The following is a 23138-nucleotide window of genomic DNA, read 5'->3' on the forward strand; positions in this document are numbered from 1 at the left end:
CGGGGAGCGTCAGGTCACTTGTTGATCTTGGTGACCTGACCGGCGCCGACGGTCCGGCCACCCTCACGGATGGCGAACTTCAGGCCCTCCTCCATGGCGACCGGCTGGATCAGCGAGACGGACATCTCGGTGTTGTCGCCCGGCATGACCATCTCGGTGCCCTCGGGGAGGGTCACAACGCCCGTCACGTCCGTGGTACGGAAGTAGAACTGCGGACGGTAGTTGTTGAAGAACGGCGTGTGACGGCCACCCTCGTCCTTGGACAGGATGTACGCCTGGGCCTCGAACTCGGTGTGCGGGGTGACCGAACCCGGCTTGATGATGACCTGGCCGCGCTCGACGTCCTCGCGCTTGATGCCACGGAGGAGCAGACCGACGTTCTCACCGGCCTGGCCCTCGTCGAGCAGCTTGCGGAACATCTCGATACCGGTGACCGTGGTGGAGGTCTTCTCGGTCTTGATGCCGATGATGTCGACGTTCTCGTTGACCTTGAGGACACCACGCTCGATACGGCCGGTGACGACCGTACCGCGACCGGTGATGGTGAAGACGTCCTCGATCGGCATGAGGAACGGCTTGTCGACGTCGCGCTCCGGCTGCGGGATCGACTCGTCGACGGCCTTCATCAGGTCGAGGACGGACTTGCCCCAGTCGGCGTCGCCCTCGAGCGCCTTGAGCGCCGAGACCTTGACGACCGGAACGTCGTCGCCCGGGAACTCGTACTCGGAGAGCAGCTCACGGACCTCGAGCTCGACGAGCTCCAGGATCTCCTCGTCGTCCACCATGTCGGCCTTGTTCAGGGCGACAACGATGTACGGCACGCCGACCTGGCGGGCCAGGAGCACGTGCTCCTTGGTCTGCGGCATCGGGCCGTCGGTGGCGGCGACCACGAGGATGGCGCCGTCCATCTGCGCCGCACCGGTGATCATGTTCTTGATGTAGTCCGCGTGACCGGGGCAGTCAACGTGCGCGTAGTGACGCGACTCGGTCTGGTACTCGACGTGCGCGATGGAGATGGTGATACCGCGCTGGCGCTCCTCAGGAGCCTTGTCGATCTGGTCGAAGGCCGAGGCCTCGTTCAGGTCCGGGTACGCGTCGTGCAGCACCTTGGTGATCGCCGCGGTAAGGGTCGTCTTACCGTGGTCGATGTGACCGATGGTGCCGATGTTGACGTGCGGCTTAGTCCGCTCGAACTTCGCCTTCGCCACTGGGGTCCTCCTGTGGAGTGGTTCTGTACGCATCCACACTTTGCGGATGGGTTCAGGTGGTCTTACCGAACCGGCCAGGACCCCGAGGGGGATGCCCTTCGCCGTATTCGTATGGGGGGCCGGCGGGCGGGGCCCCGCCATGGACCGCCCGGTACGGACGATCTATGGCGGAGTACCCCGATGCCTTTTGCTCCAGCCTAAAGGGTGAGGATTCGGGATGAACCCGACTTACTCGCCCTTGGCCTTCGCGATGATCTCCTCGGCGACGTTCTTCGGAACCTCGGCGTAGGAGTCGAACTGCATGGAGTAGCTGGCGCGGCCAGAGGTCTTGCTGCGCAGGTCGCCCACGTAGCCGAACATCTCCGACAGCGGGACCAGGCCGGTGACCAGCTTGGCACCACTCCGGTCCTCCATGGACTGGATCTGTCCACGGCGGGAGTTGATGTCACCGATCACATCGCCCATGTAGTCCTCGGGCGTGGTGACCTCGACCTTCATCATCGGCTCGAGCAGGGCCGGGCTGGCCTTGCGGGCGGCCTCCTTGAAGGCCATCGAACCGGCGATCTTGAAGGCCATCTCGGACGAGTCGACCTCGTGGTAGCCACCGTCGAGGAGGGTCACCTTGACACCGGTCAGCGGGTAGCCGGCGAGTACGCCGAACTCCATCGCCTCCTGGCAGCCCGCGTCCACGGACGGGATGTACTCCCGCGGGATACGGCCACCGGTGACCTTGTTCTCGAACTCGTAGCCATCGCCCTCGAGCGGAGCGAGCGCGATCTGCACCTTCGCGAACTGGCCGGACCCACCCGTCTGCTTCTTGTGGGTGTAGTCGTACCGCTCGACCGCCTTGCGGAGGGTCTCGCGGTAGGCCACCTGCGGCTTGCCGACGTTGGCCTCGACCTTGAACTCGCGGCGCATACGGTCGACCAGCACATCCAGGTGCAGCTCGCCCATACCGGAGATGATCGTCTGGCCGGTCTCCTCATCGGTCTTGACGCGGAAGGACGGGTCCTCCTCGGCAAGACGCTGAATGGCGACGGCCAGCTTCTCCTGGTCACCCTTGGACTTCGGCTCGATGGCCACCTCGATGACCGGGGCCGGGAAGTCCATGGACTCCAGGATCACCGGGTTCGACGCGTCGGAGAGGGTCTCACCGGTGGTGGTCTGCTTCAGACCCATGACGGCGACGATGTCACCGGCACCCACCGACTCGATCTCCTCACGCTTGTTCGCGTGCATCCGGTAGATCTTGCCGATGCGCTCCTTCTTGCCCTTCACGGAGTTCAGCACCTGGGTGCCGGCGTCCATGCGGCCGGAGTACACACGGATGAAGGTGAGCTTGCCCAGGTGCGGGTCGCTCGCGATCTTGAACGCCAGCGCCGAGAGGGGCTCCTCCTCGGACGGACGACGCTTGATCACCTCGTCGGGGTCCTTGACGGAGTGACCCTCGATCGCCTCGATGTCGATCGGCGACGGGAGGTACCGGACCACGGCGTCGAGCAGGGGCTGCACACCCTTGTTCTTGAACGCGGTGCCGCAGAACACGGGGGTGACGGTGGTGCCGCCGCCCTTGCCGGAAGCGATGGTGATACGGCGGATCGCCGCGTAGAGCTGCTCCACGGTGGGCTCCTGGCCCTCCAGGTACAGCTCCATCATCTCTTCGTCGTTCTCGGCGACACCCTCGAGGAGCTTGCCGCGCCACTCGTCGGCGGCCTCGGTGTGGGTGTCCGGGATGTCGACGGTGTCGTACATCTCGCCCTTGGTCGCCTCGGCGGACCAGACCAGCGCCTTCATGGTGACGAGGTCGACGACACCCTTGAAGTCGGCCTCGGTGCCGATCGGCAGCTGCATGACCAGCGGAACCGCGCCCAGGCGGTCCGTGATCATGTCGACGCAGCGGTGGAACTCGGCACCGGTGCGGTCCAGCTTGTTCACGAAGCAGATACGCGGAACGCCGTAGCGGTCCGCCTGACGCCACACCGTCTCGGACTGCGGCTCCACACCGGCGACACCGTCGAACACCGTGACGGCACCGTCGAGGACGCGCAGCGAGCGCTCCACCTCGACCGTGAAGTCGACGTGGCCCGGGGTGTCGATGATGTTGATGGTGTGATCGACGTTCTCAAGCGGCCAGTGACAGGTCGTCGCGGCCGACGTGATGGTGATGCCGCGCTCCTGCTCCTGCTCCATCCAGTCCATGGTGGCAGCGCCATCGTGGACTTCACCGATCTTGTAGCTCACACCGGTGTAGAACAGGATCCGCTCGGTGGTGGTCGTCTTGCCCGCGTCGATGTGGGCCATGATCCCAATGTTGCGGACCTTGGCCAGGTCAAGTGAAGTGGTGGCCATATGGCTCAGTCTTCTCTCGGTTCTCGATGGGGTAGCGACTACCAGCGGTAGTGCGCGAAGGCCTTGTTGGACTCGGCCATCTTGTGGGTGTCCTCGCGGCGCTTCACAGAGGCGCCGAGACCATTGCTGGCGTCCAGCAGCTCGTTCATCAGCCGCTCGGTCATGGTCTTCTCACGACGAGCGCGCGAGTAGCCGACGAGCCAGCGCAGCGCGAGGGTGGAGGAACGGCCGGGGCGGACCTCGACCGGAACCTGGTAGGTGGCGCCACCGACACGGCGGGAGCGGACCTCGAGGGTCGGCTTCACGTTCTCCAGCGCGCGCTTGAGCGTGATGACCGGGTCGTTGCCGGACTTCTCGCGCAGGCCCTCCATGGCGCCGTACACGATGCGCTCGGCGGTGGAGCGCTTGCCGTTCAGCAGCACCTTGTTGATGAGGGACGTCACCAGAGGAGAGTTGTAAACCGGGTCGATGATGACCGGGCGCTTCGGGGCGGGACCCTTACGAGGCATTCTTACTTCTCCTTCTTGGCGCCGTAGCGGCTGCGAGCCTGCTTGCGGTTCTTGACGCCCTGCGTGTCGAGGGAGCCGCGGATGATCTTGTAACGAACACCCGGCAGGTCCTTCACACGACCGCCACGCACGAGCACGATGGAGTGCTCCTGCAGGTTGTGCCCCTCACCCGGGACGTAGGCGGTGACCTCGATCCCACTGCTCAGCCGGACACGCGCGACCTTGCGGAGCGCCGAGTTCGGCTTCTTCGGCGTCGTGGTGAACACGCGGGTGCATGTACCACGTCGCTGCGGCGACCCCGCGAGAGCGGGGGTCTTGTTCTTCTCGACCTTGTCCTGGCGGCCCTTGCGGACCAGCTGCTGGATCGTAGGCACCGTTTCTCCGGTTTCTGTGTGCCGTCTCGGTAAAGCTAACCTGGGATTTCTCCGACCCACGCGGTCGGGTGTGTCGCGCACCGCAGACCCCTGCGAATGTCAGGAGAGTGCGAATTGTTGGTGTCGACACCTCGGGCTCCCGAGCGGTCTAGAAGCGCGCACAGGAGCCCAGGGACACCCCAGGCACAAGGTCAGAGCGTACCTACCGCATCGGCTCCGGTCAAAACAAATGCACACGCGCTGGACACACCAACCCGGAGCATAGCCGCAGGGCGGCCACCCCCGCCATGGGGTGACCGCCCTGTGAGCATGACCAGCCGTCCGGCAGGTCCTACTGGTTGTACGGACCGTAGTCGTAGTCCTCCAGCGGAACCGCCTGGCCGGAGCCCGTGCCGAAGGGCGAGTAGTCGATGTCGTCGTAACCGACGGCCGAGTACATCGCGGCCTTCGCCTCCTCGGTCGGCTCCACCCGGATGTTGCGGTAGCGGGACAGGCCCGTACCGGCCGGGATGAGCTTACCGATGATCACGTTCTCCTTGAGGCCGATCAGGGAGTCCGACTTGGCGTTGATCGCCGCGTCGGTGAGCACCCGGGTCGTCTCCTGGAAGGACGCCGCCGACAGCCAGGACTCGGTCGCCAGCGAGGCCTTGGTGATACCCATCAGCTGCGGACGGCCGGAGGCCGGGTGGCCGCCTTCCTGGACCACACGACGGTTCTCGCCCTCGAAGCGCGACCGCTCCACGAGCTCGCCCGGCAGCAGCTCCGCGTCGCCGGACTCGATGATCGTCACGCGGCGCAGCATCTGCCGGATGATGATCTCGATGTGCTTGTCGTGGATCGACACACCCTGCGAGTTGTAGACCTTCTGGACCTCGCCCACCAGGTGCACCTGGACGGCGCGCTGGCCGAGGATGCGCAGCACGTCGTGCGGGTTGACCGCACCGACGGTCAGCGGCTGACCGACGTCGACGCGGTCGCCCTCGCCCACCAGCAGACGGGCTCGCTTGGAGACGCCGAAGGCGGTCTCGTCGGAGCCGTCGTCCGGGGTGACGACGAGCTTCTTGGTCTTCTCGGTCTCCTCGATCCGGACACGGCCGGCCGCCTCCGAGATCGGGGCGACACCCTTGGGCGTACGGGCCTCGAAGAGCTCGACGACACGCGGCAGACCCTGGGTGATGTCGTCACCGGCCACACCACCGGTGTGGAAGGTACGCATCGTCAGCTGGGTGCCGGGCTCACCGATGGACTGGGCGGCGATGATGCCGACCGCCTCGCCGATGTCCACCAGCTTGCCGGTCGCCAGCGAGCGGCCGTAGCACATGGCGCAGGTGCCGACGGCGGACTCGCAGGTGAGCACCGAGCGGGTCTTGACCGTCTCCACGCCGTGGCGGACCAGCTCGTCGATGAGCACGTCGCCGAGGTCGGTACCGGCCGGGGCCAGGACCTTGCCCTCCACGACGATGTCCTCGGCGAGGCAGCGCGCGTACACGCTGGTCTCGACGTCCTCGGCCTTGCGCAGCACACCGTCGGCGCCACGGGAGGCGATCCCCAGCTTGAGGCCGCGGTCGGTGCCGCAGTCCTCCTCGCGGATGATCACGTCCTGCGAGACGTCCACCAGACGACGGGTCAGGTAACCCGAGTCGGCGGTACGCAGCGCGGTGTCCGCGAGACCCTTACGGGCACCGTGGGTGGAGATGAAGTACTCCAGCACGGAGAGACCCTCACGGAACGACGCCTTGATGGGCCGCGGGATGGTCTCGTTCTTCGCGTTGGACACCAGACCACGCATACCGGCGATCTGACGCATCTGCATCATGTTTCCGCGCGCGCCCGAGTCGACCATCATGAAGATCGGGTTGGTCTTCGGGAAGTTCGCGTTCATCGCCTCGGCGACCTCGTTGGTCGCCTTGGTCCAGATCGCGATGAGCTCCTGAGTGCGCTCGTCCTTGGTGATCAGACCGCGCTCGTACTGCTTCTGGACCTTCTCGTCCTGCGCCTCGTAGCCCGTGATGATGGCCTTCTTGGCCTCGGGCACGACCACGTCGGAGATGGCGACGGTGACACCGGAGCGGGTGGCCCAGTGGAAACCGGCCGCCTTCAGGTTGTCCAGGGTCGCCGCGACGATGACCTTGGGGTAGCGCTCGGCGAGGTCGTTGACGATCTCGGAGAGCTGCTTCTTGCCCACCGAGTAGTCGACGAACGGGTAGTCCTCGGGCAGCAGCTCGTTGAAGAGCGCGCGGCCCAGCGTGGTGCGCAGCCGGAAGCTGTCGCCCTGCTGCCAGACACCTCCGCCGACGCCGTCGTCCCCTTCCTCCGCCACCGGCGGGGTCCAGCCACGGGGCGGCACGGTGCCGATCGGGAAGCGGATGTCGATCTTCGCCTGGAGCGAGAGCTCCCGGGCGTCGAACGCCATGATCGCCTCGGCGACCGAACCGAAGGACCGGCCCTCGCCCTTGACCTCGCGCTCCTCCTCATCGGTGGTGAGGAAGAACAGGCCCAGCACCATGTCCTGGGTGGGCATGGTCACCGGACGGCCGTCGGCCGGCTTGAGGATGTTGTTCGAGGACAGCATCAGGATCCGGGCCTCGGCCTGCGCCTCCGCGGACAGCGGCAGGTGCACGGCCATCTGGTCACCGTCGAAGTCCGCGTTGAACGCGGTGCAGACGAGCGGGTGGATCTGAATGGCCTTGCCCTCGACCAGCTGCGGCTCGAACGCCTGGATACCGAGGCGGTGCAGGGTCGGCGCACGGTTCAGCAGCACCGGGTGCTCGGCGATGACCTCTTCGAGCACGTCGTACACGACCGTGCGGCCGCGCTCGACCATGCGCTTGGCCGACTTGATGTTCTGCGCGTGGTTCAGGTCCACCAGGCGCTTCATCACGAACGGCTTGAAGAGCTCCAGCGCCATGGCCTTGGGCAGACCGCACTGGTGCAGCTTGAGCTGCGGGCCGACGACGATGACCGAACGGGCCGAGTAGTCGACTCGCTTACCGAGCAGGTTCTGACGGAACCGGCCCTGCTTACCCTTCAGCATGTCGCTGAGGGACTTCAGCGGACGGTTACCGGGACCGGTGACCGGGCGACCGCGGCGGCCGTTGTCGAACAGCGCGTCGACGGCCTCCTGGAGCATCCGCTTCTCGTTGTTCACGATGATCTCGGGGGCACCGAGGTCGAGCAGACGCTTGAGGCGGTTGTTCCGGTTGATCACACGGCGGTACAGGTCGTTCAGGTCGGAGGTCGCGAAGCGGCCACCGTCCAGCTGCACCATCGGACGCAGGTCCGGCGGGATCACCGGGATGCAGTCCAGCACCATGCCGTTGGGGCTGTTGCGGGTCTGCAGGAAGGCGGAGACGACCTTCAGGCGCTTGAGCGCACGGGTCTTCTTCTGGCCCTTACCGGTCCGGATGATCTCGCGGAGCTTCTCGGCCTCCTCGTCGAGGTCGAAGGACTCCAGGCGCTTCTGCAGGGCAGCGGCGCCCATGCCGCCCATGAAGTACGTGCCGAAGCGGTCACGCAGCTCGCGGTAGAGCAGCTCGTCGCCCTCGAGGTCCTGGACCTTGAGGTTCTTGAAGCGGTTCCACACCTCGTCGAGGCGGTCGATCTCGCGCTGCGCGCGGTCGCGCAGCTGCTTCATCTCACGCTCGGCGCCCTCGCGCACCTTGCGGCGCACATCGGCCTTGGCGCCCTCGGCCTCCAGCTCGGCGAGGTCCGCCTCGAGCTTCTTGGCGCGGGCCTCCAGGTCGGCGTCGCGACGCTGCTCGACCTGCTGGCGCTCGACGGAGACATGGGCCTCCAGCGAGGGCAGGTCGCGCGTACGGCGCTCCTCGTCCACCCACGTGATCATGTAGGCGGCGAAGTAGATGACCTTCTCGAGGTCCTTCGGGGCGAGGTCGAGCAGGTAGCCCAGACGGCTGGGCACGCCCTTGAAGTACCAGATGTGGGTGACGGGAGCGGCCAGCTCGATGTGGCCCATCCGCTCACGGCGCACCTTGGCGCGGGTGACCTCGACGCCACAGCGCTCACAGATGATGCCCTTGAAGCGGACGCGCTTGTACTTGCCGCAGTAGCACTCCCAGTCCCGGGTCGGACCGAAGATCTTCTCGCAGAAGAGTCCGTCCTTTTCGGGCTTCAGGGTGCGGTAGTTGATGGTCTCCGGCTTCTTGACCTCACCGTGGGACCACTGACGGATGTCGTCAGCGGTGGCGAGGCCGATCCGCAGCTCGTCGAAGAAGTTGACGTCGAGCACTTGTCGTCAATCCCTCTTTCAGGGTCGTGTCTTCGGTCTGACTGGGGGTCCGGGGAGAGGCCGGGGCGGAGGTGGGACAGCCGCCCCGGCCAGACCCGTCAGACCTCTTCGACGCTGCTCGGCTCGCGCCGGGACAGGTCGATACCGAGCTCCTCCGCAGCGCGGAAGACGTCCTCGTCGGTGTCGCGCATCTCGATGGACATACCGTCCGAGGACAGCACCTCCACGTTGAGGCACAGGGACTGCATCTCCTTGATGAGCACCTTGAAGGACTCGGGGATGCCGGGCTCGGGGATGTTCTCGCCCTTGACGATGGCCTCGTAGACCTTCACGCGGCCGGTGACGTCGTCGGACTTGATGGTCAGCAGCTCCTGGAGGGCGTACGCGGCGCCGTATGCCTCGAGCGCCCACACCTCCATCTCACCGAAGCGCTGGCCACCGAACTGAGCCTTACCGCCCAGCGGCTGCTGGGTGATCATCGAGTACGGACCGGTGGAACGGGCGTGCAGCTTGTCGTCCACCAGGTGGTGCAGCTTGAGGATGTACATGTAGCCGACGGAGATCGGGTCCGGGAACGGCTCGCCGGAGCGGCCGTCGAAGAGCCGGGCCTTACCGGACGACTGGACCAGGCGGTCGCCGTCGCGGTTCGGGATCGTCGAGTCGAAGAGACCGGCGATCTCGTCCTCACGGGCACCGTCGAAGACCGGGGTCGCGACGTTGGTGCCGGGCTTGACCTCGTCCGCGCCGATCGCCTGCAGCCGCTGCATCCACTCCTCGGAGCCCTCGACCTTCCAGCCGCGGGAGGCCAGCCAGCCGAGGTGGATCTCCAGAACCTGTCCCGGGTTCATCCGGGACGGGACGCCCAGCGGGTTGAGGATGATGTCGACCGGGGTGCCGTCCTCCAGGAACGGCATGTCCTCGACCGGCAGGATCTTGGAGATGACGCCCTTGTTGCCGTGACGGCCGGCCAGCTTGTCACCGTCGGTGATCTTGCGCTTCTGCGCCACGTAGACGCGGACCAGCTGGTTCACGCCGGGGGGCAGCTCGTCGCCCTCCTCGCGATCGAAGACGCGGACGCCGATGACCTTGCCGATCTCGCCGTGCGGCACCTTCAGCGAGGTGTCACGGACCTCACGGGCCTTCTCACCGAAGATCGCGCGCAGCAGGCGCTCCTCCGGGGTCAGCTCGGTCTCACCCTTCGGGGTGACCTTGCCGACCAGGATGTCCCCGGCCACGACCTCGGCGCCGATGCGGATGATGCCGCGCTCGTCGAGGTCGGCCAGGACCTCCTCGGAGACGTTCGGGATGTCCCGGGTGATCTCCTCGGGGCCCAGCTTGGTGTCACGGGCGTCGACCTCGTGCTCCTCGATGTGGATCGAGGAGAGGACGTCGTCCTGCACCAGACGCTGGCTGAGGATGATCGCGTCCTCGTAGTTGTGGCCCTCCCACGGCATGAACGCCACGAGCAGGTTCTTGCCGAGCGCCATCTCGCCGTCCTCGGTGGACGGGCCGTCGGCCAGCACCTGACCGGCGATGACGCGGGCGCCCTCGTCCACGACCACCTTCTGGTTGAAGGAGGTGCCCTGGTTGGAGCGGGAGAACTTGGCCACCCGGTAGGTGGTGTAGGTGCCGTCGTCGTTGGCCACCGTGACGTAGTCGGCGGAGACCTCCTGGACGACACCGTCCTTCTCGGCCTTGATGACATCGCCGGCGTCGACCGCGCAGCGGTACTCCATACCGGTGCCGACCAGCGGGGACTCCGCCTTGATCAGCGGCACGGCCTGGCGCATCATGTTCGATCCCATGAGCGCGCGGTTGGCGTCGTCGTGCTCCAGGAAGGGGATCATGGCGGTCGCGACCGACACCATCTGGCGCGGCGAGACGTCCATGTAGTCGACCTCGGAGCCGGGCACGTAGTCGACCTCGCCGCCACGGCGGCGGACCAGGACCCGGGCCTCGGCGTAGGTGTTGTCATCGGTCAGCGGCGCGTTGGCCTGGGCGATGACGAAGCGGTCTTCCTCGTCCGCGGTGAGGAAGTCCACCTTGTCGGTGACGACACCGTCGGTGACCTTGCGGTACGGGGTCTCGACGAAACCGAAGGCGTTGACCCGGCCGTAGGAGGCCAGCGAGCCGATCAGACCGATGTTCGGTCCTTCCGGCGTCTCGATCGGGCACATCCGGCCGTAGTGCGAGGGGTGCACGTCACGGACCTCGAAGCCGGCCCGCTCACGGCTCAGACCACCCGGGCCCAGCGCCGACAGACGGCGCTTGTGGGTCAGACCCGACAGCGGGTTGGTCTGGTCCATGAACTGCGACAGCTGGCTGGTGCCGAAGAACTCCTTGATGGAGGCGACGACCGGCCGGATGTTGATCAGGGTCTGCGGCGTGATCGCCTCGACGTCCTGGGTGGTCATGCGCTCGCGGACGACGCGCTCCATCCGGGCCAGACCGGTGCGGACCTGGTTCTGGATGAGCTCGCCGACGTTACGCAGACGACGGTTGCCGAAGTGGTCGATGTCGTCGGTCTCGACGACGATCGTGGTGCCGCTCTCCCCGGCCGTCTCGGTCTCGCCCGCGTGCAGCTTGACCAGGTACTTGATGGTCGCGATGACGTCATCGGTGGTCAGCACACCGGCGTCGAGCGGGGCGTCCGCGCCGAGCTTCTTGTTGACCTTGTAGCGTCCGACCTTGGCCAGGTCGTAGCGCTTGGGGTTGAAGTAGAGGTTCTCCAGCAGCGTCTGCGCGGCCTCACGGGTCGGCGGCTCGCCCGGACGCAGCTTGCGGTAGATGTCGAGCAGCGCGTCGTCCTGGCCCTGGGTGTGGTCCTTCTCCAGGGTGGCGCGCATGGACTCGTACTCGCCGAACTCCTCGAGGATCTGCTCGGTGGTCCAGCCGAGCGCCTTGAGCAGGACGGTGACGGACTGCTTGCGCTTGCGGTCGATACGGACACCGACCATGTCGCGCTTGTCGATCTCCATCTCCAGCCAGGCACCCCGGGACGGGATGATCTTGGCGGAGAAGATGTCCTTGTCGGACGTCTTGTCGATGGAGGAGTCGAAGTAGACACCGGGAGAACGGACCAGCTGCGAGACGACGACACGCTCGGTGCCGTTGATGCAGAAGGTGCCCTTCGGCGTCATGAGCGGGAAGTCGCCCATGAAGACCGTCTGGGACTTGATCTCACCGGTTTCGTTATTGGTGAATTCAGCGGTGACGAAGAGCGGCGCGGCGTACGTGAAGTCGCGCTCCTTGCACTCGTCGATCGAGTTCTTCGGCGGCTCGAAGCGGTGATCACGGAAAGTCAGGGACATCGACCCGGAGAAGTCCTCGATCGGGGAGATCTCCTCGAAGATCTCTTCCAGACCGGACTTGGTGGGGACGTCCTGACCGCTGTCCAGCGCAGCCTCGACGCGAGCCTTCCAGGCGGCATTGCCGAGCAGCCAATCGAAGCTCTCGGTCTGCAGTGCAAGGAGGTTCGGAACCTCGAGAGGCTCCTTGATCTTCGCAAAGGAGATGCGCAGCGGGGCGGTGCTGGCGCCGTTGTTCGTATTGGCAGTCGAGGCGTTGCGCGAGGCGGCCAAGAGGGGGTCCTTCCGAGGGCTCGGACTCACTACGCGCGTACCGGTCCCACCGAGAGCCCATGGATGAAACCCCTGGTCAGGGCGTCTTCATCGGCTGTGCTCGAAGGTGAGTATGCCCCTGGTGACGGGCAGGGAGCAGCTAACAGGCAGCGCAAAGGGTCAGTGTAGCCACTTGGCACACTGATGTCCAGCGCCGAGTTTGTGAGACCGGCAGTGCCAATCTCTCCCTCCGGTGAGGGGCGCGCCCCTCGTTGTCTTCACAGCCCTTGCCGGCGGCCACCCGCCGGGAGCGCATATCGATACTGCCCGCTTCGCCGACGATCCATGCCTCGGAGTTTGGATCGCTGTGACGTCGCGTCCTGAGAATTGCGCGCTGCGTGCCGTTCGTCAAGGCCCCCCACTCCGGCGAGATCGTCACAGGGCGTGGCGACGGGCAACGAAGATCACCATACCTGTCGCAACCGACAAGACAGCGTAGCCGTCACGGGTACGCCGAAGGGCGACCACCCGAACGGGTGATCGCCCTTGCGGAACGCGGCCTCACCGCCGTGCGCCAGGGGCGCTCGGCGGTGGGCCGACAGGTCACTTGACCTCGACGGAGGCGCCGGCGCCCTTGAGGGACTCGGCGGCCTTCTCCGCGGCTTCCTTGTTGACCTTCTCGAGAACCGGCTTCGGGGTGCCGTCGACGAGGTCCTTGGCCTCCTTCAGACCCAGCGAGGTCAGCTCACGCACGACCTTGATGACCTGGATCTTCTTGTCGCCGGCGCCGGTGAGGATGACGTCGAACTCGTCCTGCTCCTCGGCGGCCTCGGCGCCCGCACCCGGGGCACCCGGGGCGACGGCGACGGCGGCGGCCGGGGCGGCGGCGGTGACGTCGAACTTCTCCTCGAACGCCTTCACGAACTCGGAGAGCTCGATGAGGGTCAGGGTCTCGAACTGCGCGAGCAGCTCTTCCTGGCTGAGCTTCGCCATGATGGCGGTCCTTCCACTAAGTCGGCAGGTGCCGGATGTACATGTCGGCGGGCTTACGGGCCCGCTGCGACCGGGGCCTGATTACTCGGCGGCCTCGGCCTCGGCGGGAGCCGGGGTGTCGGCACCGCCCTGTTCGGCCTGCTTCTGCCGGAGCGCCTCCGCGGTGCGGACGAACTTCGACAGCGGGGCCTGGAAGAGCGCCGCAGCCTGGGACTGCTTGGCCTTCATCGCACCCGCCAGCTTGGCGAGCAGCACCTCGCGGGACTCGAGGTCCGCGAGCTTCTTGATCTCGTCGGCAGACAGTGCCTTGCCGTCGAGCACGCCGCCCTTGATGACGAGAGCGGGGTTTTCCTTGGCGAAGTCACGGAGACCCTTCGCCGCCTCGACCGGATCCCCGGTCACAAAGGCGACGGCCGACGAACCCACGAACAGGTCGTCGAGCTGGTTGATCCCGACCTCGTTGGCCGCGATCTTGGTCAGCGTGTTCTTCACCACACGGTACTGGGCGTTCTCACCGAGTGAACGGCGCAGCTCCTTGAGCTGAGCAACGGTGAGACCGGTGTACGCGGTCACGACGGCACCGTTGGAGGTGCGGAACTTCTCCCGCATCTCGTCAACGGCATCGACCTTGTCAGGACTCGCCATGAGCTTCGGCCTCCTTCCGGGTGATGAGGACCGCTAAGGTCTGAAGGAAGGAGACTGAACAACACGAAAACGCCCCGGCGCAGGCGCTCGGGGCGTGACTCGACCTCGCGGACCCGATGGGCCCGTTCGGGAGCTCAACCACAGTCACCTGCGCAGGTCGTCCGCAGCTAGCGGATCCTTCAGCCACCGTGTCCCCTCGCGGAGGCACAGCGACAACCAGCGGTCTTTGGCTTCTGCAGCAGATTACGCGAACGGGCCGCGGCCAGGCAAATCCGCTCGGCGGCGGCTTACTGGCCGCTGAGGTCCTCGAAGTTCACCGTGTCCGAGGAGGCCGGCTCCTCGACCGTGACCTCGGTGCCGTAGTCCGAGTAGTAGACGGTGGAGTCGTAGGGGCCGTTGTTGCTCTTGGCCTGCTCACGCTTCTTCACCAGCAGGTCGTCACCGTCGATCCACAGATCGATGGTCTCGGTCTCCATACCGGACTGCTCCAGCTGCTTCTGGAGGGCGTCGAGGTCGGACTCGCTGAGGTCCTTGGACTGCATCTTGGCCAGCTCGGAGACCTTGACCGTGCCCGAGTAGTGGGTGGCCTTGGTGCCCTTCACGGTCTCGGTGCCGACGCTCTTGACCTTGCCGGTGGCGATCAGCAGCTGCACCGAGCGCGCCGGGTCGGTGTTCTGCATCTGGTCCTTCAGGAAGGCGCCGGACGCGCCCGCCTTCTCGGCCAGCACGTCGTAGTCGTACTTGACCCAGTGCTTGCCGCCGCCCGCCTGGGCGGCGAACTCGTCACCGAGGTTCATGAACATCGCGTCAGGCGTGTAGCGGGCCGGCATCGGCTTTCCGGCCAGCGGCGAGGAGGCCGCGGCGCCACCGTTCTGCGTGATGGTCATGTCGGCCCGCATACCGTCGGCCCAGTCCATCTCACCCTTCATGGACGAGTTGGACCCGCCCATCGTGGTGGTGCCCTCGACCTTGGCCGAGTGCTGCTGGTCGGTGCGCTGCGAGGCCTTCTTCAGCGCCGCCAGCGGGCTGTTGACCTGCTCCTGCGCCGTGTCGCCGGACTTCTTGCCGTCGTTGTCGCCCTTGTCGCTCCCGCACGCGGTGAGCCCGGCCATCAGAACGACGCTCCCGGCCGCTATCACGGCTCGCGTAGCAAAATGAGTACCGCGCACAGGGTCCCCCTCTTTAACCAACTCTTATGACTGGCAGAGACTTTAACTCAGGGGACCGACGCCGAACGCCGACGGGCCCCCGCACCACTGGGACGTGGTGCGGGGGCCCGTCGGTTGCACGGGACGCGCTGGATCAGACGGTCTCGTCCTCGACCAGCAGGTTGCGGGTGCGGTTGGCGTCCAGCGGGATGCCGGGGCCCATGGTGGTGGTCAGGGTCGCCTTCTTGATGTAGCGGCCCTTCGCGGCGGACGGCTTGAGACGGTTGATCTCCTCGAGCGCCGCGGCGTAGTTCTCCACCAGCTTCGTCTCATCGAACGACACCTTGCCGATGATGAAGTGCAGGTTGGAGTGCTTGTCGACGCGGAACTCGATCTTGCCGCCCTTGATGTCCGTGACGGCCTTGGCCACGTCCGGGGTGACGGTGCCGGTCTTCGGGTTCGGCATCAGACCACGCGGACCGAGCACCCGGCCGAGGCGGCCGACCTTGCCCATGAGGTCCGGGGTGGCGACGACGGCGTCGAAGTCCAGACGCCCCTTGGACACCTCGTCGATGAGCTCGTCGGAGCCGACGATGTCGGCGCCGGCGGCCTCCGCGGCTGCGGCACGGTCACCGGTCGCGAAGACCAGGACCCGGGCGGTCTTACCGGTGCCGTGCGGCAGGTTCACGGTGCCGCGGACCATCTGGTCGGCCTTGCGCGGGTCGACACCCAGGCGCATGGCGACCTCGACGGTCGCGTCGAACTTGGTGTTGCCGGAGGTGTCCTTGGCGAGACGGACGGCCTCGAGCGGGGCGTAGACGCGCTCCCGGTCGATCTTGGCGTCCGAAGCGCGGAAGGTCTTGCTGCGCTTGCTCACTGCTGCTCCTGATGTCTGCGTTCGGAGTCGTGGTCCGGACCAGCGCTTGGTCCTGCCACGGTGGTGCTACGGGGTGTGTCAGCCCTCGACCGTGATGCCCATGGAACGGGCGGTGCCGGCGATGATCTTCTCGGCGGCGTCCAGGTCGTTGGCGTTCAGGTCGGGCATCTTGGTGGTGGCGATGTCGCGGACCTGGTCGCGGGTGATCTTGGCGACCTTGGTCTTGTGCGGCTCGCCGGAGCCCTTCTCCACACCCGCGGCCTTGAGGATCAGCTTGGCGGCCGGCGGAGTCTTGGTGATGAAGGTGAAGGAACGGTCCTCGTAGACCGTGATCTCCACCGGCACGACCATGCCGCGCTGCGACTCGGTCGCGGCGTTGTAGGCCTTGCAGAACTCCATGATGTTGACGCCGTGCTGACCCAGCGCGGGGCCGACCGGCGGAGCCGGGTTCGCGGCACCGGCCTGGATCTGGAGCTTGATCAGCCCCGTGACCTTCTTCTTCTTGGGAGGCATGCTCTCTCCGGGTCTTAGTGAGAGGTAGTTCGCCCCCGAACCGGATCATCCGGATGGAGGCATACCGCACAACGATAACGGGTATAGCTGTGCGCCTTAAAACCGAGCAGGTCAGACCGGCCGCAAGGGCTGGTCTGACCTGTTCGGAAGCGGGTGGACGCCGGTGGGAAACCGGTGTCAGTTCTTCTGGATCTGGTCGAAGCTCAGCTCGACCGGGGTCTCCCGGCCGAAGATCTCCACCAGGCCCTTGACCTTCTTCGAGTCGGCGTTGATCTCGTTGATCGTCGCCTGGAGGGTCGCGAACGGGCCGTCGGTGACCGTGACCGAGTCGCCCACCTCGAAGTCCAGCACCTGGACCTCGACCTTGCGGCTGGGCGTCGGCAGACCGCCTTCCTCGGCGGCGGCCTTGGCGGCCTTCTCCTCGGCCTCCGGGGCGAGCATCTTGACGATCTCGTCCAGGGTCAGCGGGTACGGGTCGTAGGCGTTGCCCACGAAGCCGGTGACGCCGGGAGTGTTGCGGACGACGCCCCACGACTCGTTCGTCAGGTCCATGCGCACCAGCACATAGCCGGGCAGCTTGTTCTGGCGGACGGTGCGGCGGTCGCCGTTCTTGATCTGGACGACCTCTTCCTGCGGCACCTCGGCCTGGAAGATGTAGTCCTCCACGTTCAGCGAGACGGCACGCTGCTCGAGGTTGGTCTTCACGCGGTTCTCGTAGCCCGCGTAGGTGTGGATCACGTACCACTCACCGGGGAGGGTGCGCAGTTCCTCGCGCAGCGCCTCGACCGGGTCGACCGCCTCTGCCTCGGTCTCGCCCTCGGCGGCCTCGGCGGTCTCGTCCTCACCGGTCTCGTCGGCGTCCGCCTCGGCGGCCTCGGCGTCGGCCTCGTCCTCGACGTGGAGCGCTGCCTGCTCGGCCGGCTCGCCGACTGCTGCGTCGGCTGCCTCAGCCTGGTCGGAATCCGCCGCCTCGACGATGTCGAGCTCGTCCTCACGGGACTCGACGGGCTCGGCGGCGTCGTTCAGGTTCGGGTCAGACACGGTGGCTGCTTCTTCCTGGCTTCAAGGGGTGGAACGTGCGAAGAGGCGACGCCGGAACGGCGGCCGCCTTCCGCGGGTCATCAGCCGAAGACGTACTTGATGGCGTGGTTGAACCCATAGTCAATCACGGTCACGATGCCGATCATGATCACAACGAAGACGATCACCACAGTGGTGTACGTCGACAGCTGACCGCGGGTGGGCCAAACGACCTTGCGCAGCTCGGCGACGACCTGGCGGTAGAACAGCGCGAGGCGGCCGAGAGGCCCCTTCTTCCCGCGCTTGCCACCACGGCGGCCCTTCTTGGCCGCCACCTCGTCCTCGGGACGACCGCTCTCAGGCGTCGCGGTGGAGCCAAGGGCTTCCGTCACTCGTCCTCACCTGAATCCGGGTCGTGGCCGTGCCGCGTCCGGCCCGGCCGCACAGCGGTGCATTGTCCTTGCGTACGCATGCACGCACCCTAGATGGAAAGTGCGTGTAGCAGGGCCGGAGGGACTTGAACCCCCAACCGCTGGTTTTGGAGACCAGTGCTCTACCAATTGAGCTACGACCCTTTGTGGCACTCCCAACCTACCGCATCCGCCCGGATGCACGGAGTGTGCGGAGCGGAACGGCCGTTGAGCGGCCAACGACGGTTGAGTGTACGTGCTTGACGCCCGGTCGTCGAACGAGAAGCCGTCCAGGGGGTGTCCGGGTCGCGCGGCGCGCCCCGTCCGCGGCCCCGCCACGCACCCCCGGGAGCCGTGAACCGGGCGCCGTGCGGAACGGCCCGTTGACCCCCGTGTCGCCCGGGGCGCGGGTCTGCGACGATGCAGGTATGACCGCTGCTACTCCCCCAGTACAGTCCCCGACCGACCGGCGGGTGTCAGCCCGCGTCGGCTCCATCTCCGAGTCCGCCACGCTCGCCGTGGACGCCAAGGCGAAGGCCCTCAAGGCCGCCGGGCGCCCGGTGATCGGCTTCGGCGCGGGCGAGCCGGACTTCCCGACGCCCGACTACATCGTCGAGGCGGCCGCCGCGGCGTGCCGCGACCCCAAGTACCACCGCTACACCCCGGCCGGCGGCCTGCCCGAGCTCAAGGCCGCGATCGCCGCGAAGACGCTGCGCGACAGCGGCTACGAGGTCGAGGCGGCGCAGGTCCTGGTGACCAACGGCGGCAAGCAGGCGATCTACGAGGCGTTCGCCGCGATCCTCGACCCGGGCGACGAGGTCATCGTGCCCGCGCCGTACTGGACCACCTACCCGGAGTCGATCCGGCTGGCCGGCGGTGTCCCGGTGGAGGTCGTCGCGGACGAGACGACCGGCTACCGCGTCTCCGTCGAGCAGCTGGAGGCCGCCCGGACCGAGCACACCAAGGTGCTGCTCTTCGTCTCGCCCTCCAACCCGACCGGCGCGGTCTACAGCCGCGAGCAGATCGAGGAGATCGGCCGCTGGGCCGCCGAGCACGGGCTGTGGGTGCTCACCGACGAGATCTACGAGCACCTGGTCTACGGCGACGCGGAGTTCCACTCGCTGCCGGTGGTCGTGCCCGAGCTGCGCGACAAGTGCATCGTGGTCAACGGCGTCGCCAAGACGTACGCGATGACCGGCTGGCGGGTGGGGTGGATCATCGGTCCCAAGGACGTGGTGAAGGCCGCGACCAACCTCCAGTCGCACGCCACCTCGAATGTGAGCAATGTCGCTCAGGTCGCCGCGCTGACCGCCGTCTCGGCCGACCTCGACGCCGTCGCCGCGATGCGCGAGGCGTTCGACCGGCGCCGCCGCACCATCGTGCGGATGCTGAACGAGATCGACGGCGTGGAGTGCCCGGAGCCGGAGGGCGCGTTCTACGCCTACCCGTCGGTGAAGGGGCTGGTCGGCAAGGCGATCCGCGGCAAGCGCCCGCAGAACACCGTGGAGCTGGCCGCGCTGATCCTGGAGGAGGTCGAGGTCGCGGTGGTACCGGGTGAGGCCTTCGGCACCCCGGGCTACCTGCGGCTTTCCTACGCCCTGGGCGATGAGGACCTCGTCGAGGGCATCTCGCGCATCCAGAAGCTGCTGGGCGAGGCGCGGGCCTGATTCCCGGCCCCGCGCCCGGCCCCGACGGCCCCTGTCCCGCCACCCCCGGCGGGACGGGGGCCGTCGTCATGGGCGGGGGCACGGAACCGCCCCGGCCAGGCCCATCAGGGACGGGAGGTGTACCGGAACACCTCTGTTCGGACAGCCCCCGTTCGGTGAAAGCGGTACCGATGGCCATCGCCGTACGGCAGGATCACCAGATGGCACGCGATGTACATCTGCTCCCCAAGGCGCATCTGCATCTCCACTTCACCGGCTCCATGCGCCCCTCCACCCTGCTGGAACTCGCCGACAGGTACGGCGTCCACCTGCCCGAGGCGCTGAGCGGCGGCGAGCCGCCGAAGCTGCGCGCCACCGATGAGCGCGGCTGGTTCCGCTTCCAGCGGCTGTACGACATCGCGCGGTCCTGTCTGCGGACCCCGGAGGACATCCAGCGGCTGGTGCGCGAGGCGGCCGAGGAGGATGTGCGGGACGGGGCCGGCTGGCTGGAGATCCAGGTCGACCCCACGTCGTACGCCCCGCGGCTCGGCGGGCTGATCCCGGCGTTGGAGATCATCCTGGACGCGGTGGAGAGCGCCTCCCGGGACACCGGGCTCGGGATCCGGGTGCTGGTCGCCGCCAACCGCACCAAGCACCCGCTGGAGGCCCGCACGCTGGCCCGGCTCGCGGTGCGCTACGCCGACCGCGGCGTCGTCGGCTTCGGCCTCTCCAACGACGAGCGGCGCGGTTTCGCCCGGGACTTCGACCGTGCCTTCGCCATCGCCCGCGACGGCGGGCTGCTCGCCGCCCCGCACGGCGGTGAGCTCTCGGGCCCGGGCAGCGTCCGCGACTGTCTGGACGACCTCGGCGCGGGCCGGGTGGGCCACGGAGTGCGCGCCGCGGAGGACCCGCGGCTGCTGGCCCGGCTGGCGGAGCGCGGGGTGACCTGCGAGGTGTGCCCGGCGTCCAACGTGGCGCTGGGCGTCTACGAGAAGCCGGAGGACGTACCGCTGCGGACGCTCTTCGACGCGGGCGTGCCGATGGCGCTGGGCGCCGACGACCCGCTTCTCTTCGGCTCCCGCCTGGCCGCGCAGTACGAACTGGTCCGGGAGCGCCACGGCTTCACCGACGCCGAACTCGCCGAGCTGGCCCGCCAGTCCATCCGCGGCTCCGCCGCCCCCGAAGCGGAGCGCGCCCGCCTGCTGAAGGGCATCGACGCCTGGCTGGCCGACTGATCCGCCGCGGGGCGGTGAAACGGCGGGGCCCGCAACGCCGCCGCCGGCGGTGTCCCACCATCCGAGGGGCGGAGCGGCGACCACCGCCGGACACCCGGCGACCGCGTGACGGCCGGACCGGCCCGGGCGGCACCACCACCCGCCAGCACCTGCGGCGCAGGTGGCCCGCGGCGGGCAGGGCGGCCGTCGGCGCGCCGGCGGAAGCGGCCGCCGCCGTTCAGGGGCGTCAGGTGCCGTGTGCCGGCGGGGGCGGCGGCAGGGCCCGTGTGGTCAGAGGGTGACGCCCACCGTGACCGGCTCGTTGACCAGGCGGATGCCGAACGCCGATTCGACTCCGGTGACCACTTCGCGGGCGAGGGCCAGCAGGTCCTCGGTGGTGGCCTCGCCGCGGTTGGTGAGGGCGAGCGTGTGCTTGGTCGAGATACGGGCCGGACCGGAGCCGTAGCCCTTGGTGAAGCCCGCGCGGTCGATCAGCCAGGCGGCCGAGGTCTTGACGTGGCCGTCGCCCGCCGGAAAGGCGGGGGGCGCGGTGTCCGGGCCGAGGCGCTCGGCGACGCGGGCGAGGAAGGCGGCGTACGCGGCCTCGTCCAGCACCGGGTTGGTGAAGAAGGACCCGGCCGACCAGGTGTCGTGGTCCTCGGGATCCAGCACCATGCCCTTGCCCGCGCGCAGTCCGAGCACGGTCTCGCGGGCGATGGCGGCGGGGACCCGGTCCCCGACCTGGACGCCCAGCACCCGCGCGGTCTCCGCGTAGCGGACCGGCGCGGACAGCCCGTCCGCGTCCTCCAGCTCGAAGCGGACCCGCAGCACGACGTGGCGGTCGGGGTCGGCCTTGAAGCGGCTGTGGCGGTAGGAGAAGGCGCACTCGGCGTTGGGGAGGGTCACCACCTCGTCGGCGCGCCGGTCGTAGGCGACCACCTCGGTGATGGTGGCGGAGACCTCCTGGCCGTACGCCCCGACGTTCTGGATCGGGGTGGCACCGGCGGAGCCGGGGATCCCGGCGAGGCATTCGATCCCGGCCAGTCCCGCCTCGACGGTGCGGGCGACCGCGTCCGACCAGTTCTCGCCCGCGGCCAGCTCCAGGCGGGTGCCGTCGAGCAAGAAGCCGCCGGTGGCGATGCGCAGGGCGCTGCCGTCGAAGCCCTTGTCGGAGATGACCAGGTTGCTGCCGCCGCCGATCAGCAGCAGCGGGGTACCGGTCGCGTCGGCCTCGCGGACCGCGGCGATCACCTCGTCATCGGTGGTGGCCGTGATCAGCCGGGTCGCCGGTCCGCCCAGGCGGAACGTGGTCAGCGGGGCGAGGGGGGCGTCATGGAGTTCCTGCACGCGCTCAAGAGTACGGGGGCGCCCGCCGGGGTCCCGGGGGCGGCCGCCCCCGGTGCGGAGACCGGGGGCGGGCCCATGGCCCGGTGGCCCGCCGGGGCGGGCGCGCGGCGGCTCAGGCGAGGCGGACCACGGCGCGGGCCCGGCCCAGCACCTTCTGTCCGCCGCTGGTCGCGGTGATGTCCAGGCGGACCGTACGGGCCTCGTCGTCCAGCTTGGCGGCGACCTTGGCGCCGATCTCGATGACCGCGCCCTTGTCGTCGTTGGGGACCACGACGGGCTTGGTGAAGCGCACGCCGTACTCGACGAGGGCGCCGGGGTCGCCGGTCCAGTCGGTCACCACGCGCGCCGCCTCGGCCATGGTGAACATCCCGTGGGCGATGACGTCGGGCAGGCCGACGTCCTTGGCGAACTTCTCGTTCCAGTGGATGGGGTTGAAGTCGCCGGAGGCTCCCGCGTAGCGGACCAGACCGGCGCGGTCCACACGGAACTCACGCACCGGCACCTCGGTGCCGACCTCCACGTCCTGGTAACGCACCGTGGCCGTCATCTGCCCTCCTCCGCCTCGGCGGCGCGGGCCACCAGCGTCGTGAACGAGGTCACGACGTGCTCGCCGGCCTCGTCATGGACCTCACCGCGCACGGACAGTACGTCGTTGCCCGCGAGTGACTTGATCGAGTCGATGGTCGAGGTGACCCGCAGCCGGTCACCGGCCCGGACCGGGCGGGTGTACGCGAACTGCTGGTCGCCGTGGACGACGCGGCTGTAGTCCAGGCCCAGCGCGGGGTCCTGGACGACCTGGGCCCCCGCGGCCTTGAAGGTGATCGCGAACACAAAGGTGGGCGGCGCGATCACATCCGGGTGGCCGAGCGCCCGGGCGGCCTCGGGGTCGGTGTAGACCGGATTGGTGTCACCGATGGCCTCGGCGAATTCCCGGATCTTCTCCCGGCCGACCTCGTACGGGGCGGTGGGCGGATAGCTCCGTCCGACGAAGGACTGGTCGAGCGCCATCGGCTCGCACCTCCTGCGGTTGGTTACCAACGAAACGAGGCCACCCCCCGCATGTGGGGGCGGCCTCGCCG

General features: G+C 67.8%; 18 protein-coding genes and 1 tRNA gene. 2 read left to right on the forward strand and 17 right to left on the reverse strand.

The annotated features are described in order from the left end of the window. Window positions 1-14: 14 nt before the first annotated feature. The 14 genes from tuf to AC07FT_RS24880 form a co-directional block, all read right to left on the reverse strand. Window positions 15-1208, reverse strand: a complete 1194-nt coding sequence (gene tuf, locus AC07FT_RS24815; RefSeq protein WP_479178139.1) for an elongation factor Tu — start codon at window positions 1206-1208, stop codon at window positions 15-17. Window positions 1209-1436: 228 nt separating this feature from the next. Next, complete coding sequence (fusA, locus tag AC07FT_RS24820; RefSeq protein ID WP_471202915.1) at window positions 1437-3557, reverse strand: elongation factor G; 2121 nt, start codon at window positions 3555-3557, stop codon at window positions 1437-1439. 38 nt (window positions 3558-3595) lie between these two features. Further along, on the reverse strand, window positions 3596-4066 hold the full coding sequence (gene rpsG / locus AC07FT_RS24825) for a 30S ribosomal protein S7 (protein ID WP_014178748.1): 471 nt from the start codon (window positions 4064-4066) through the stop codon (window positions 3596-3598). Between the two features lie 2 nt (window positions 4067-4068). Further along, complete coding sequence (gene rpsL, locus AC07FT_RS24830; RefSeq protein ID WP_014054153.1) at window positions 4069-4440, reverse strand: 30S ribosomal protein S12; 372 nt, start codon at window positions 4438-4440, stop codon at window positions 4069-4071. 331 nt (window positions 4441-4771) lie between these two features. Beyond that, entirely contained in the window at window positions 4772-8686 is a 3915-nt protein-coding gene (locus tag AC07FT_RS24835; RefSeq protein ID WP_479178140.1) for a DNA-directed RNA polymerase subunit beta', read from the reverse strand. Between the two features lie 98 nt (window positions 8687-8784). Further along, the gene (rpoB, locus tag AC07FT_RS24840) at window positions 8785-12267 is read right to left on the reverse strand and encodes a DNA-directed RNA polymerase subunit beta (RefSeq protein WP_254746290.1); all 3483 of its coding nucleotides are present in this window, start codon (window positions 12265-12267) and stop codon (window positions 8785-8787) included. Between the two features lie 582 nt (window positions 12268-12849). Beyond that, window positions 12850-13242, reverse strand: coding sequence for a 50S ribosomal protein L7/L12 (gene rplL / locus AC07FT_RS24845; RefSeq protein ID WP_479178214.1), 393 nt, complete (start codon window positions 13240-13242; stop codon window positions 12850-12852). A 78-nt stretch (window positions 13243-13320) separates the two neighbouring features. Continuing rightward, window positions 13321-13884 carry a 50S ribosomal protein L10 gene (rplJ, locus tag AC07FT_RS24850; protein WP_432011022.1) on the reverse strand — a complete coding sequence of 188 codons (564 nt, stop codon included), beginning with the start codon at window positions 13882-13884 and terminating at the stop codon, window positions 13321-13323. Between the two features lie 287 nt (window positions 13885-14171). After that, window positions 14172-15053: an SCO4651 family lipoprotein gene (locus AC07FT_RS24855; RefSeq protein ID WP_471202910.1), complete on the reverse strand. Its 882-nt coding sequence runs from the start codon at window positions 15051-15053 to the stop codon at window positions 14172-14174. A 133-nt stretch (window positions 15054-15186) separates the two neighbouring features. Next, on the reverse strand, window positions 15187-15909 hold the full coding sequence (gene rplA / locus AC07FT_RS24860; RefSeq protein ID WP_431775520.1) for a 50S ribosomal protein L1: 723 nt from the start codon (window positions 15907-15909) through the stop codon (window positions 15187-15189). A 78-nt stretch (window positions 15910-15987) separates the two neighbouring features. Next, window positions 15988-16422, reverse strand: coding sequence for a 50S ribosomal protein L11 (gene rplK, locus AC07FT_RS24865; RefSeq protein ID WP_009715899.1), 435 nt, complete (start codon window positions 16420-16422; stop codon window positions 15988-15990). Between the two features lie 177 nt (window positions 16423-16599). Next, entirely contained in the window at window positions 16600-17463 is an 864-nt protein-coding gene (nusG, locus tag AC07FT_RS24870; RefSeq protein WP_479178141.1) for a transcription termination/antitermination protein NusG, read from the reverse strand. Window positions 17464-17543: 80 nt separating this feature from the next. Further along, the gene (gene secE / locus AC07FT_RS24875) at window positions 17544-17834 is read right to left on the reverse strand and encodes a preprotein translocase subunit SecE (RefSeq protein ID WP_431775522.1); all 291 of its coding nucleotides are present in this window, start codon (window positions 17832-17834) and stop codon (window positions 17544-17546) included. Between the two features lie 110 nt (window positions 17835-17944). Beyond that, window positions 17945-18017, reverse strand: a tRNA-Trp gene (locus AC07FT_RS24880). A gap of 263 nt (window positions 18018-18280) precedes the next feature. Here AC07FT_RS24880 and AC07FT_RS24885 point away from each other — a divergent pair. Both AC07FT_RS24885 and AC07FT_RS24890 read left to right on the forward strand, forming a co-directional pair. After that, entirely contained in the window at window positions 18281-19519 is a 1239-nt protein-coding gene (locus tag AC07FT_RS24885; RefSeq protein ID WP_479178142.1) for a pyridoxal phosphate-dependent aminotransferase, read from the forward strand. A 200-nt stretch (window positions 19520-19719) separates the two neighbouring features. Continuing rightward, the gene (locus AC07FT_RS24890) at window positions 19720-20733 is read left to right on the forward strand and encodes an adenosine deaminase (protein ID WP_471202904.1); all 1014 of its coding nucleotides are present in this window, start codon (window positions 19720-19722) and stop codon (window positions 20731-20733) included. A 270-nt stretch (window positions 20734-21003) separates the two neighbouring features. Here AC07FT_RS24890 and AC07FT_RS24895 read toward each other — a convergent pair whose 3' ends face one another. The 3 genes from AC07FT_RS24895 to AC07FT_RS24905 all read right to left on the reverse strand — a co-directional run bounded on the left by AC07FT_RS24895 (window position 21004) and on the right by AC07FT_RS24905 (window position 23067). After that, window positions 21004-22059 (reverse strand): UDP-N-acetylmuramate dehydrogenase, encoded by a 1056-nt coding sequence (locus tag AC07FT_RS24895; RefSeq protein WP_479178143.1) that lies wholly within the window; start codon window positions 22057-22059, stop codon window positions 21004-21006. 112 nt (window positions 22060-22171) lie between these two features. Beyond that, a complete protein-coding gene (locus AC07FT_RS24900; protein WP_432011026.1) occupies window positions 22172-22606 on the reverse strand; it encodes a MaoC family dehydratase in 435 nt (144 codons plus the stop codon). Further along, window positions 22603-23067, reverse strand: a complete 465-nt coding sequence (locus AC07FT_RS24905) for an FAS1-like dehydratase domain-containing protein (protein WP_479178144.1) — start codon at window positions 23065-23067, stop codon at window positions 22603-22605. Before AC07FT_RS24905 ends, AC07FT_RS24900 begins: the two co-directional genes overlap by 4 nt. Window positions 23068-23138 lie beyond the last annotated feature (71 nt).

Source organism: Streptomyces sp. NPDC045899, from assembly GCF_056431485.1.